This window comes from Halomonas sp. GD1P12 (assembly GCF_025725645.1).
GTDB lineage: Bacteria > Pseudomonadota > Gammaproteobacteria > Pseudomonadales > Halomonadaceae > Vreelandella.
Genome location: NZ_CP107007.1, coordinates 3,660,505 through 3,673,478, shown reverse-complemented (window position 1 = coordinate 3,673,478; position 12,974 = coordinate 3,660,505). Strand labels below are relative to the sequence as shown.

At 64.2% G+C, this 12,974-nt stretch carries 12 protein-coding genes; 10 read left to right on the top strand and 2 right to left on the bottom strand.

The window, feature by feature from the left end:
- Window positions 1–36 precede the first annotated feature (36 nt).
- The 5 genes from OCT39_RS16880 (at window position 37) to OCT39_RS16860 (ending at window position 5,544) form a co-directional block, all read left to right on the top strand.
- Window positions 37–855: a CoA transferase subunit A gene (locus OCT39_RS16880; RefSeq protein ID WP_263585594.1), complete on the top strand. Its 819-nt coding sequence runs from the start codon at window positions 37–39 to the stop codon at window positions 853–855.
- Between the two features lie 5 nt (window positions 856–860).
- Window positions 861–1,628: a CoA-transferase subunit beta gene (locus OCT39_RS16875; RefSeq protein ID WP_311960863.1), complete on the top strand. Its 768-nt coding sequence runs from the start codon at window positions 861–863 to the stop codon at window positions 1,626–1,628.
- Window positions 1,629–1,638: 10 nt separating this feature from the next.
- Entirely contained in the window at window positions 1,639–2,841 is a 1,203-nt protein-coding gene (pcaF, locus tag OCT39_RS16870; RefSeq protein WP_263585592.1) for a 3-oxoadipyl-CoA thiolase, read from the top strand.
- An 11-nt stretch (window positions 2,842–2,852) separates the two neighbouring features.
- Window positions 2,853–4,022 carry an alpha/beta fold hydrolase gene (locus OCT39_RS16865; protein ID WP_263585591.1) on the top strand — a complete coding sequence of 390 codons (1,170 nt, stop codon included), beginning with the start codon at window positions 2,853–2,855 and terminating at the stop codon, window positions 4,020–4,022.
- Window positions 4,023–4,092: 70 nt separating this feature from the next.
- The gene (locus tag OCT39_RS16860) at window positions 4,093–5,544 is read left to right on the top strand and encodes an aldehyde dehydrogenase (RefSeq protein WP_263585590.1); all 1,452 of its coding nucleotides are present in this window, start codon (window positions 4,093–4,095) and stop codon (window positions 5,542–5,544) included.
- An 84-nt stretch (window positions 5,545–5,628) separates the two neighbouring features.
- Here OCT39_RS16860 and OCT39_RS16855 read toward each other — a convergent pair whose 3' ends face one another.
- Entirely contained in the window at window positions 5,629–6,528 is a 900-nt protein-coding gene (locus OCT39_RS16855; protein ID WP_263585589.1) for a LysR family transcriptional regulator, read from the bottom strand.
- 102 nt (window positions 6,529–6,630) lie between these two features.
- Here OCT39_RS16855 and mdlC point away from each other — a divergent pair, with 102 nt between their 5' ends.
- The 5 genes from mdlC (at window position 6,631) to pcaG (ending at window position 11,806) form a co-directional block, all read left to right on the top strand.
- Window positions 6,631–8,211, top strand: a complete 1,581-nt coding sequence (mdlC, locus tag OCT39_RS16850) for a benzoylformate decarboxylase (protein ID WP_263585588.1) — start codon at window positions 6,631–6,633, stop codon at window positions 8,209–8,211.
- A 75-nt stretch (window positions 8,212–8,286) separates the two neighbouring features.
- Window positions 8,287–9,303 (top strand): TRAP transporter substrate-binding protein, encoded by a 1,017-nt coding sequence (locus tag OCT39_RS16845; RefSeq protein ID WP_263585587.1) that lies wholly within the window; start codon window positions 8,287–8,289, stop codon window positions 9,301–9,303.
- Between the two features lie 65 nt (window positions 9,304–9,368).
- The gene (pcaQ, locus tag OCT39_RS16840; protein WP_263585586.1) at window positions 9,369–10,307 is read left to right on the top strand and encodes a pca operon transcription factor PcaQ; all 939 of its coding nucleotides are present in this window, start codon (window positions 9,369–9,371) and stop codon (window positions 10,305–10,307) included.
- 127 nt (window positions 10,308–10,434) lie between these two features.
- Complete coding sequence (gene pcaH, locus OCT39_RS16835) at window positions 10,435–11,157, top strand: protocatechuate 3,4-dioxygenase subunit beta (RefSeq protein ID WP_263585585.1); 723 nt, start codon at window positions 10,435–10,437, stop codon at window positions 11,155–11,157.
- A 16-nt stretch (window positions 11,158–11,173) separates the two neighbouring features.
- A complete protein-coding gene (gene pcaG, locus OCT39_RS16830; RefSeq protein ID WP_263585584.1) occupies window positions 11,174–11,806 on the top strand; it encodes a protocatechuate 3,4-dioxygenase subunit alpha in 633 nt (210 codons plus the stop codon).
- A 104-nt stretch (window positions 11,807–11,910) separates the two neighbouring features.
- On the opposite strand, the gene OCT39_RS16825 is transcribed toward pcaG, so the two are convergent.
- A complete protein-coding gene (locus tag OCT39_RS16825; RefSeq protein ID WP_263585583.1) occupies window positions 11,911–12,936 on the bottom strand; it encodes a TRAP transporter substrate-binding protein in 1,026 nt (341 codons plus the stop codon).
- Window positions 12,937–12,974: the final 38 nt, after the last annotated feature.

Here is a 12,974-nt window from a genome sequence, read left to right as displayed (position 1 = left end):
GTTCCGATGATCATCTCATCCTGAAGAGGCAGTCCTATGGCCGAATTTCTCAGCCTGCATGACGCGGTAGCGCGCTTCGTCGAAGACGGCGCTACCGTCGCCATGGAAGGCTTTACCCATCTCATTCCGTTCGCGGCGGGCCACGAAGTCATTCGTCAGCAAAAGCGCGACCTCACCCTGATTCGCATGACGCCGGACATCATCTATGACCAGCTGATCGGCGCCGGCTGTGCAAAAAAGGTGATCTTCTCCTGGGGCGGTAACCCGGGCGTGGGCTCGCTGCACCGACTGCGCGATGCGGTCGAGAAGGGCTGGCCGCACAAGGTCGAGATTCTCGAGCATAGCCACGCCGCCATGGCCTGCGCGTTCGAAGCCGGCGCGGCGGGCCTGCCGCTGGCGGTTTTTCGCGGCTATATCGGCAGCGAGTTGCCCAGCGTCAACGATCAGATCAAGTTCATCGAGTGCCCGTTCACCGGCGAGCGGCTGGCGGCGGTACCGTCGGTACGCCCGGATGTGTCGATCATTCACGCCCAGCGCGCGGACCGCCAGGGCAACGTGCTGGTCGAGGGCATCGTCGGCGTGCAGAAGGAAGCCGTGCTGGCGGCCAAACACAGCATCGTCACGGTCGAGGAGATCGTCGATGACCTCGATACCCACCCTAACGCCTGCGTGATTCCCGGCTGGGCGATCAGCGCCATTGCGGTCGCCGAGAAGGGGGCGCTGCCTTCCTATACCCACGGCTATTACGGGCGCAGCAACCGCTTCTACAAGGAGTGGGACGCTATCGCCCGTGACCGCGACACTTTCACCCAGTGGATCAAGGAAAACGTGCATCAAACAGGAGAAAACGCCTGATGAGTATCGAGTACACCTCTTCTGAAATGATGACGGTCACTGCGGCGCGCGCGCTTGAGAACGGTTCGACCTGCTTCGTGGGCATTGGCCTGCCATCGGAAGCCGCCAATCTGGCGCGGCTGACCCACGCCCCGGACGTGGTGCTGATTTATGAGTCCGGTACGCTGCAGACCAAACCCAACGTGCTGCCGCTCTCCATCGGCGATGGCGAGCTTGCCGAAACCGCGCTGACCACCGTCGCGGTGCCGGAGATGTTTCGCTACTGGCTGCAGGGCGGCAAGATCGACGTTGGCTTTCTGGGCACCGCCCAGATCGACAAGTACTGCAACCTCAACACCACGCTGATCGGCGACTACCGCGAGCCCAAGGTACGCCTGCCAGGCGGCGGCGGCGCCCCGGAAATCGCGACCAATGCCGGCGAAGTGTTCATTACGCTCAAGCACTCCAACCGTGCGTTCGTGGAGCAGGTCGATTTCGTCACCACACTCGGCTTTGGCCGGGACGGCAAGGGCCGCGATGACGTGCCCAACATCGGCAAGGGCCCGACCCGCGTGATTTCTGATCTCTGCGTGATGAAGCCCGACCCGGAGACCAAAGAGCTGGTGGTGGTGTCGCTGCACCCGGGGGTAACCCGCGAGCAGGTCCAGGAGGCCACCGGCTGGGAGATTCGCTTCGCCGAGCAGCTGGAAAGCACCCCGGAGCCCGACGAGAACGAGCTGACCATTCTGCGCGAGCTGAAAGCGCGCACCGATCGCGCCCACGCCGGCCAGTAAGGAGCCCCCCATGAGCGATGTCTATTTGTGTCACCCCCGCCGCACGGCGGTCGGCCGCTTTGGTGGGACGCTCGCCCCGGTACGCCCGGACGATATGGCCGCGACGATTTTCAAGGCGGTTCTTGCCGAGGCGCCACAGCTCGACCCGGCGGCCATCGAGGAAGTCTTCATGGGCTGCGCCAACCAGGCCGGCGAGGACAACCGCAACGTGGCGCGCATGGCGTCGCTTTTAGCGGGCATTCCCACCTCGGTGCCCGGCACCACCATGAACCGTCTGTGCGGTTCGGGCATGGACGCCGTGGGCACCGCGTTTCGCGCCATCAAGGCGGGCGAAATGGCGTTGGCACTTGCCGGCGGCGTGGAGTCGATGTCCCGGGCGCCCTATGTGATGGGCAAGGCCGATAGCGCCTACTCGCGCGGCCAAAAAATCGAGGACACCACCATCGGCTGGCGCTTCGTCAATCCGATCATGAAAAAGTCCTTCGGCATCGACTCCATGCCGGAGACCGCGGAAAACGTCGCCGAGCAGTTCAATATTTCGCGCGAAGACCAGGACGCCTTTGCGCTGCGCTCCCAGCAGAAGGCCGCCGCTGCGCAAAAGGCCGGGCGCTTTACGCGCGAGATCACCGCCATCGAGATTCCCCGCCGCAAGCAGGAACCGCTGGTGTTCGATACCGACGAGCATCCGCGGGAAACCACGCTGGAGAAGCTCGCGGGGCTCCCCACGCCGTTTCGTGACGGCGGCAGCGTCACCGCCGGCAATGCTTCCGGCGTCAACGACGGCGCCGCCGCCATGCTGGTGGCAAGCGAGGAGGCGGTGAAGCGTCACGGTCTTGAGCCGATGGCGAAGATCATCGGCATGGCCACCGCCGGGGTCGAGCCGCGCATCATGGGTTACGGCCCGGTGCCCGCGGTCAAAAAGCTTCTGGAGCGCACCGGCGTGTCGCTCGACGACATCGACGTGTTCGAGTTTAACGAAGCCTTCGCTGCTCAGGCGCTCGCCTGTATGCGCGATCTGGGGCTTGAAGACGACGACCCGCGGGTCAACCCCAACGGCGGCGCAATTGCGCTTGGCCACCCGCTCGGCATGTCCGGCGCGCGGCTGTTGCTCACCGCCGCCTTTGAGCTACAGCAAAGCGGCAAGCGCTACGCCCTGTGCACCATGTGCGTCGGTGTTGGCCAGGGTATCTCCACGCTGATCGAACGCGCCTGACGGAGGTTTTCATGGCATATCTGGAGTTCAACGGCCGCAGCGTCGCCTATCGGCTGCTCGGCGCCCAGACCAACCCGCTGGTGGTACTGGCGCATCCGCTGGGCATGAGTCAGGCGGTGTGGGACGACGTTCTTCCGGCGCTTCTGCCGCGCTACCGCGTGCTGACCTGGGATCTGCCCGGTCACGGCGCAAGCCAGGGCGTGAGCGGCGAGCGCGTCACGCCGGCGGATCTCGCCAATGAGGCGCTGGCGCTGGTGGATCAGGCGGGAGACGCACACTTTTACTTCGTGGGCACGTCCATCGGCGGAGTGATCGGTCAGCAGTTGATCGAGGCGCACGGCGACCGGCTACTGTCGGCCACGCTCACCAATACCGGCGCGGTCATCGGCAATCCCGAGCTCTGGAACACCCGTGCCGCGCGGGTGCGTGATGAAGGGCTTGCGGCGATGGCCGAGGAGATCGTGCCACGCTGGTTCGGCCCCCGTGCGTTCGAGGCAAGCCCTGCGCTAAAAGCGGGGTGGTGCGTGCAGATGGGGCGCGGTGACGATGAGTCCTACGCTCAGCTCTGCGAAATGCTCGGCCGCGATACCTTCACCGGGAAGCTTTCCGGCAAGGGAGTGAAGGTTCAACTGCTTGGCGGTAGCGACGATCTGGCTACGCCGCCCGAGACGCTTCAGGGGCTGGCCTCCGAGCTCGACGGCGCGCCGCTCGAGGTGTTCGACAATGTTGGCCACGTGCCCTCCGTCGAGGCCCCGGCGCGCCTGGCGCAGACGCTTTTGAGCGTCATGGCGGCTGAACTTGGTGACGTGGCCAACCGGGGCGTGAGCTACGCCACGGGCCTGACCACGCGCAAGCAGGTGCTGGGCGAGGAGCACGTCGAGCGCTCCACCAAAAACGCCAACAGCCTGGACGCGCCTTTCCAGCAGATGATCACCCGCCTGGCCTGGGGTGAGCTCTGGAGCAACGAGGACCTGACCCGGCGCGAGCGCAGCCTGATCACCACCGGCATTTTGGCGGCGCTTGGCCGTGAAGAGCTGACGCTGCACTTGAAGACCGCCCAGCGCATCGGGTTATCCGAGGCCGAGCTTCGCCAGGTGCTGATGCACGTGGCGATCTACGCCGGTGTCCCTGCCGCCAACCACGCCTTTGCGCTGGCCAAGGAGCTGGGCTGGGGGGAATAATCGCCGGGATGACGACGTATCACCAATAACAATGCATGCACTCAGCGTGTGCTTTCACCGGAGCCATACCATGACCCCAGTTCAGCTATTCATCGATGGTCAATCGTGCCCCGCCTCAGAGGGCGCCACCTTCGATCGCTGTAATCCGCTTAGCGGTGACGCGGTGTCTCGGACAGCGGCGGCGTCGCCTGCCGACGCCAACCGCGCCGTGGAAGCGGCCGAGCGCGCGTTCCCGGCCTGGTCGCAAACGGGCCCGGGCGAGCGGCGCGCCAAACTCAACAAGGCCGCCGACCTGATGGAGGCGCGCCAGCAAGCGTTTATCGACGCTATGGTGGATGAAACCGGGGCGACGCCGGGCTGGGCCGGATTCAACGTGATGGTAGCGGCCAACGTACTGCGCGAGTCGGCGTCGTTGACGACGCAGATCCAGGGCGACGTGATTCCTTCGAACGTGCCGGGGAGCATGGCGATGGGCGTGCGCGTTCCCTGCGGCGTGGTGGTCGGCATCGCGCCCTGGAACGCGCCCATCATTCTCGGTACCCGGGCGCTGGCCGGGCCACTGGCCTGCGGTAACAGCGTCATCCTGAAAGCCTCGGAGATGTGCCCTAAAACCCACGCGCTGATTGGGGAGGTGCTACATGAGGCGGGCCTGGGTGACGGTGTGGTCAACGTCATCCACAACGACCCGACACAGGCGGCGGCCGTGGTCAGCACGCTGATCGAGCATCCAGCGGTGCGGCGCGTCAACTTTACCGGCTCTACCCACGTCGGACGGATTATCGCCGAGCAGGCCGCCAGGCACTTGAAGCCCGTGCTGCTGGAGTTGGGGGGAAAAGCACCGTTTCTGGTGCTCGACGATGCGGACATCGATGCGGCGGTCGAGGCGGCGGCCTTTGGCGCCTTCTTCAATCAGGGCCAGATCTGCATGTCCACCGAGCGCCTGATCGTCGATGAGGCCGTGGCCGACGAGTTCGCAGAGAAGCTCGCGGCGAAGGCGAAGACCCTGCGTGCCGGCGACCCGCGCGAAGAGGGTAACGCCCTGGGCACGCTCATCGCGCCGGCCGCTGGCGACAAACTCAACGGGCTGATCGACGACGCCACTGGCAAGGGCGCGCGGCTCGCCTGTGGCGGCAAGGCGGAAGGTGTGGTCATGCAGCCGACGCTGCTCGATGGCGTGACCGCCGAAATGCGGCTGTACGCCGAGGAGTCCTTCGGCCCGTTGGTCGCGATGATGCGCGTCAAGGGTGAAGAGGAGGCCATCCGCATCGCCAACGACAGCGAGTACGGCCTATCCGGCGCGGTGTTTACGCGTGATAGCGCCCGCGGACTGCGCGTGGCCGGCCAGATCGTCACCGGCATCTGTCATATCAACGCGCCCACGGTACACGACGAGCCCCAGATGCCGTTTGGCGGCGTCAAAAACAGCGGCTACGGCCGGTTCGGTGGCAAGGCGGTAATCGAGGAGTTCACCGACCTGCGCTGGCTGACGCTTCAGACCGGCCCGCGCCACTATCCCATTTAAGGCCGGCGCCTTGGCCCGCCTTCAATCACGACCCCGAAAGCGGCGCCTGGTGCGCCGCTTTTTTGGGTCCGCACCGCGCCAAGGCTACGCTCGCTGCGCGGCAGTGACGGCGTCGGTCACGGTCGCGCAGAACCAGCGCTGGGACGCCGCGCTACGGGGTTGAGCGTGCCAGTGCAGCGCCACCTCGAAGCCTGGCACCGTGAAGGGCAGTTCGTGGACCTTGAGCCTGGCATCCGCGAAACGTGCGGCGATCTGCAGCGGCAGGATCGCGATGAGGTCGCTGCCCTGAAGGACCTGAGGGAGCACCGAGAAGTGCGAAAGCGATAGGCTCACCTTGCGTTCGATGCCGCGCTGCGTCAGCACCTCTTCGACCAGGCCGTGGCCCGATGAGGAAGCGATCGATACATGCCTGCCATGAATGAATCGCTCGAGGCTCAAGTCGTCGACTGCGCCGCCTTGCCGGTCGAGCAGGCAAACATAGCGGTCTTCAAGCAGCACGTGCTTGTCGATACCCGCGCCGCCGAGCGTCCGGCTACAGATCACCGCATTGACCTTCCCGGTCGTCAGCCACTCTCGCGCCTTGTCGATCTCCAGCGGTACGACCTCGAGCTCAGCCTGGGGCGCCTGAGCGTAGAATGATTTCAAAATGGCAGGCAGCAATGACATTTCACCCAGGTCGGTCAGCGCCAGGCGAAAGCGGAGCTTACAGCGCTCGGGCGTAAAGTGACGGCTGCCGTCGATGGTGTCGCTGATCTGTCGCAAGGCCTCTTTCAGCGACGGATAGAGCTGGCGCGCCACCGTGGTGGGCTCCATTCCCCGGGCGGTGCGCACGAACAGCCGGTCGTCGAACAGCTCGCGGAGCCGATTCAAGGCGTAGCTGATCGACGGCTGGGTAACGTGAAGCTGCTCGGCGGCTTGGGTCACGCTGCCGGTTTCATACAGCATTACCAGAGTGCGCATCAGATTCAGATCGACCTGCGCCATTGTCTATAAGCCTCATCTATTTTTATAAGAAATAATATTGATTTGATTGATTATAGGTGAGCCCGTTAGCGTGAATGAAACAAATTCAATCAGGAGCAGACGATGCCCAGCGTTCACGCGATTAGCTATGAACTCTTGCGCCGCCAAGGGATCGCCAAAATCTTTGGTAATCCAGGATCCAACGAGCTGCCGTTTCTCAAGGGTATGCCGGCGGATTTCGAGTACATTCTGGGCCTGCACGAAGGCGTGGTGACCGGCATGGCGGACGGCTACGCGCTGGCAAGTGGCAAGCCTGCCTTCGTCAATTTGCACGCGGCCGCGGGGACTGGCAACGCCATGGGAGCGCTGACCAACGCCTGGTACTCTCACTCGCCGCTGGTGCTCACCGCCGGGCAGCAGGCGCGTTCGATGATCGGCGTGGAGTCGATGCTCGCCAACGTCGACGCGCCGCAACTCCCCCGGCCACTGGTCAAGTGGAGCTATGAACCGGCCTGCGCGGAAGACACGCCTCGAGCGTTGAGCCAGGCGATTCACAGCGCGAACGCTCGGCCCCGGGGGCCGGTTTACGTCTCGATTCCCCACGACGACTGGCAGCGTGAGACCGGCGATGACGCCCGGCATCTGCTGGCGCGTGAGCTACATCAGGCCGGCGCACCGCAGGTGGCGCAGGTCGAGCAGTTGGCCCTGCGCCTTCAGTCAGCGAACAACCCGGTGTTGGTACTCGGCCCGGAGGTAGACGCCGAGCAGGCCAATGCCCTGGCCGTTGCGCTTGCCGAGCGTCTGAAAATGCCGGTGTGGGTGGCGCCGTCTGCGTCGCGCTGCCCGTTTCCCAATCGTCATCCCTGCTTTCGCGGCGTTCTGCCCGCGGCGATCGCCGGAATCACCGAGCAGCTCGAGGGTCATGATCTGGTCGTCGTCGTCGGCGCGCCGGTATTTCGCTATCACAAGTACGCGCCGGGGCATTACCTGCCGGATGGGGCCCGCCTGATACACGTTACCTCCGACGCGGACGAAGCCGCTCGGGCACCCATGGGCGAGGCATACGTAGGCAGTGTGCACGCGATGCTCGAGGCACTCTTGCCGCATTTGCAGCCCAGCGAGCGGCCAATGCCCGAGGCGCTGCCCGCGCCTGGCGGCGTTGCTGACGAAGAGAGCCGAATGGCGCCGGCCAACGTATTCGAGGCCGTGAACGCGCTGGCGCCAAAGGATGCCATCTACGTCAAGGAGGCCACCTCGACGGTAGAGATCTTCTGGGAGCGGGTCGAGATGCGCCATCCCGGCAGCTACTTCTTTCCCGCCGCCGGCGGGCTCGGGTTTGGTTTGCCGGCCGCGGTGGGGGTCCAGCTCGCCAGGCCCGAGCGTCAGGTGATCGCTCTGGTAGGGGATGGTTCTGCCAACTACGCCATTACGGCGCTCTGGAGCGCCGCGCAGTACCGCGTCCCGGTGATCTTCATCATCCTCAAAAACGGCACCTACGGCGCACTGCGCGGCTTTGCCAGGCACATGCAGGCGGAGGATGCGCCGGGGCTCGATGTACCCGATATCGACTTCTGCGCGCTGGCCAAAGGCTACGGCGTGGAGACCGTGTGCGCCAGCAATCGGGAGCGTCTGGAGGCCGCGCTGACGAAGGGCCTAGCCATGGATGCACCGTTACTGATCGAGGTGCCCACCCTGCAGACCTAGCGGCGGGCGCCGCCACGCTTTTGCGACACGCCGATCACGGCTATCGCCCTACAACGACAAAAAGAGGATGACCTCATGAAACGCGCCATCTCACAAGGCCTCATCGTAACGCTGGCCGCCACCGCGTCGCTTGCCGCTCACGCCGAGACACTGCGCCTGTCTCACTTCTGGCCGTCGGCCTCCGCCGTTCACAAGGAGATCTTCGAGGTCTGGGCCGACAGCGTCGAAGAAGCCTCCCAGGGGGAGCTCGACGTTCAGATATTTCCCTCGGGTACGCTGAGCAAGCCCGATCACGCCTACCAGGGTGCGGTCGATGGCATTTCCGACATCGCCGCCTCGCTTCAGGGTTACACGTCCGGGCGCTTTCCACTCTCCGAGATCGTGCAACTACCGGGCATCTCCAGTAGTGCCACTCAAGGCTCCTGTATTCTGCAAACGATGTTCGACGAGGGGCTGATCGACAGCGAGTACGAGGACGTCAAGGTGTTGTTTTTATTCACCACGGGCCCGGCGTATCTGCATACGCGCAGCACCGAGATTCAGTCGCCGTCGGATCTGGCGGGGCTGCGCATTCGCCGCCCAAGCGACGTCGCCGGCGAAATGCTCTCGAGTTTGGGCGCCGACCCGATCGGCATGCCGGCGCCGGATATCTACACCTCGCTTCAGCGCGGCGTGATGGATGGTTTGAGCTTCCCCTGGGAGGCGATGCGCGTGTTTGGGATCAATGAGCTGGTCGACTATCATCTGGAAGTACCCTACTACTCTGGTGCGGTCATGGCGGTGATGAATCGCGATGCGTTTGAGGCGCTCTCCGACGAGGCGCGCGCGGTGATCGATCAGCACAGCGGCATGGCGTGGTCGCAGGTGGCTGGCGAGGTGTATCACCGCCTGGACGCGGTGGGGCGCGACGAAGCGCTGGAACAGGGCGACACCATCCATACCGTCGAGGACCCTCTCGGTGACCCGGCGTGGGCGGGCCCGCTGGAGGAGGGCACCGAGCGCTATCTGACGCGGCTCGAGGAGCGCGGGCTGGACAACGCTCGCGAGGTTCATGAGCGCGCGCTGAGCCTGCGTGACGAGTGCGGCGAGTAACGCCACGGTTTTCATGCGCGCGTGAATCGGCGAAGGTAGTGCTTTCGTTTCGCGGATAGAGCGCCATGCTGAACGCCCGTATCAAACTGCGCCACCTGACGGCGTTTCTCGAAGTCGCCAAGCGGCGCAGTTTTGCTCGTGCCGCCGAGGCGCTTTCGATCAGCCAGCCAGGCATCTCCAAGGCGATTCGCGAGCTCGAAGAGATTCTCGAGACGCCGCTGTTCGAACGGGGGCCCCAGGGCGTATCGCTTAGCCAGGCGGGGCTGACACTACTGCGCCACGCCGGGCCCGCTCTGCGAGCGCTCGATGAAGGCGTGGGTGCCATTGGCGACGGTCATCGCGGTACGCGCTGGCTGCGGGTGGGGGCGCTCTCTACCGTCGAAAGCCGTTTGCTGCCGCTGGCGATCCAGCGCTTTCATGCCGCGCCACCGCCTGGCATCGGGGAGGTGTGCGTATCGGTCGTGACCGGGGCCAGCGCCTATCTGCTGTCGCGCCTGCGGTTGGGCGAGTTGGACATGGTGGTGGGCCGGATGACCGAGGCGCGGGAAATCGGCGATCTTTACTTCGAGCATCTCTACTACGAGCCACTGGTGATCGTTGCCCGCCGTGCTCATCCGTTGGCACGGGTGGCGCCGGTCGCCGCCGACCAACTCGTCGACTACCCCTGGGTGTTGCCGCCGCCCCAAACCACGCTGCGCCAGCAGGTGGACAGCTTCTGCGTGCGCCACGCCATCACGCTGCCGCCGCTGTTGCTTGAAACGCTGTCGCTGCCGGTCAGCCACCGCTATACGTTGGAAAGCGATGCGCTCTGGATCGCCCCGCGCGAGGCGGTGATCGGCGAGCTCGACAAGGGCGAACTCGTCGAGGTCGCGCTGCCTTTCGAGGCCCACGGCGGGTCGGTGGGGGTTTGCACCAACGCGAGCATGAAGGCCTCGATGAGCCGCGATGCGTTTTGCGAAACACTGCGTCAGGTCGCGGCACAGCGCATTCGACCAAGGTCTTAGTGCTCATAACCCATGGGTTATGAGTGGCCATGACTCTTCAATTGGCAAGCGAGAGGCAACGCGCCACACTCGCGGTTTACCGGCGCACGCCTGGCCGGTGCTTATAATGCCATCAAGAGCCTCTCCCATGACCCAGCACTATAACCGCTTCGTGACCCGTGACCGCACCTGGCATCCCCCGGCCTATGCCCCCGGCTACAAGACATCGGTGGCGCGCTCGCCCCAGCAGGCGCTGATGAGCCTGCAACAGCCCACCGCCTCGGAGCTGACCGGACCGGACTTTCGCCACCTGCGCATGGGCCGTTTCGACAACGACCTGCTGATGAACTTCACCCAGGGCGAAGGTCTGCCCCAGGGCGAGCGAATCATCATGTACGGCCGCGTGGTCGATCAGTTCGGCAAGCCCATACCCCATACACTGGTGGAAATGTGGCAGGCCAACGCCGGCGGGCGCTACCGCCACAAAAAGGATGCCTACCTGGCGCCGCTGGACCCGCACTTCGGCGGCGTGGGGCGCTGTTTGACCGACGATCAGGGCTTTTATCGTTTTCGTACCATCAAGCCTGGCCCTTACCCCTGGCCCAACGACGTCAACAGCTGGCGCCCGGCGCACATTCACGTTTCCGTCATGGGGCCCTCGATCTCGACGCGCCTGATCACCCAGATGTATTTCGAAGGCGACCCGCTGATTCCCCTTTGCCCGATCGTGCATACGCTGAAAGACCCGGACGCCGTGGAGACGATGGTCGGGCGCCTGGATATGGCTCAGAGCCGGCCGATGGACTGCCTCGCGTATCGTTTCGATATCGTGGTGCGCGGTGAACTCCAAACCTATTTCGAAAACCAGTAAGGCAGGGGAGAACCATATGAAACAGCCCAACACCCAGCCGACCAGCGAGCTGATGCTGCGCGAGACCGCCTCGCAAACCGCCGGGCCCTACGTCCATATCGGTCTGGCGCCGGCCGCCGCTGGTAATCCGGAACGCGACGAAGAGATCTGGAACGAGATGGCCGGGCCCAATGCCAGGGGTGAACATATCGAAATCGTCGGCACCGTCATCGACGGCAACAATGACCTGGTTCGCGACGCATTTCTGGAAGCCTGGCAGGCCGACGCCGATGGTCATTATCAAATGGATTACGATTTACGTAATGATTTTAACGGGTTTGGCCGTACCGCCACGATCGCCGAACAGGGCGGTGAGTGGTCGTTCAAGACCATCAAGCCCGGCGCAGTGAGCCACCCAAACGGCCAGCCGATGGCACCGCACATCAACCTGGCGATCTTCGCCCGCGGTATCAATATTCACCTGCAAACGCGCTTGTACTTCGACGATGAGGTTGAGGCCAACGCGGCCTGCCCGGTGCTCTCCCGCGTCGAGTCCGATATCCGCCGCCAGACGCTGATCGCCAGGCGCGAAGAGCGTGATGGCGCCGTCCGCTACCGCTTCGATATCCATCTGCAGGGGCCGGGCGAAACGGTCTTTTTCGATTTTTGAGCCTTGCTCAGCATGCTATGAAAAAGCGCCGGGGCTTTGCCCCGGCGCTTTCGTATCTGCCGGCTCCTTAAAGCCGCCTCGTTTGCTCGGTTTTTTATTGAGCGTCAGGCGTCGCTCACCGCGCACTCTGCCTTGAGGCTCATGGCCGTATCGTAAATCTCTTGCGCATTACCGCCGACCTCGTTGAGATAGCGGTCGATGGTTTCCTGCAGCACCGGGCCCCAGTCGGGGTCGGTGAGCGCATCGTCGATCTCGATGAACGTGTGGCCCGCCTCGACGGCCTCCTGGCGACCTTCGGCAATCAGCGTGTCGTAGACCTCGGCGGCGCGCATCGACCATGCCATGCCGCTGTGTTCATCGATCACCTGGCGAAGCTCTACCGGCAGGGCATCGTAGTTACGCTGGTTCATAACGGCAAACAGCGAGAGATCGTAAAGCGGTACTTCGGTGTGGTAGTTCGCCAGCTCGCTGAGGCGGAAGGTCTTCATGCCTTCCCAGTTGAAGCTCAGCCCGTCGACGACACCGCGCTGCATGGCAGTGAAGACGTCTGGCGCCGGCATACCGACGGCCTGGGCCCCCAGCCGCTCCATCATGTCACCGACCACCGAGGTGGGCCGGCGCAGCCGCAGGCCGGCCAGGTCCTCGGGCTTTTCGATCTGGCGCTCTTTGGTGTGCAGGTAACCCGGGCCGGTGGTAAAGAAAAACAGTGGCCGGGTGTCGGCATACTCGTCCTCCAGGTAGCCCTGGTCATAGAGCGACTGCAGAATACAGGCGCCTTCGCGGGCGCTCGAGGAGACGCCGGGCAGCTCGACGATCTGCGTCAAGGGGAAGCGTCCGGACGTATAACCCTGGGCCGAGGCGCCGATATCGGCAATGCCGCGGGCAGTGCTGTCATACGTCTGGGCAGACTTGGCGAGCGTTTGGCTGGGAAACACCTCCACGTCGAGCTCGCCGCCGGACGCTTCGCTGACGCTGTCGGCCCAGGCCTGAAAGAGCGCGCTGTCGACCATCGAGCCGCCGGGCCAAACGTGGGCCAGGCGCAGCGTGGTCTGGGCCTGGGCGGCGGCGGGTAAGAAAACGAGCGCGCTCATCAGCGCGGCACGTGTCACGGTTGTCGGGATTTTTTTCATTATAGTTATCCTTTTGCTTTCTCGAGCAGGATCCGGGT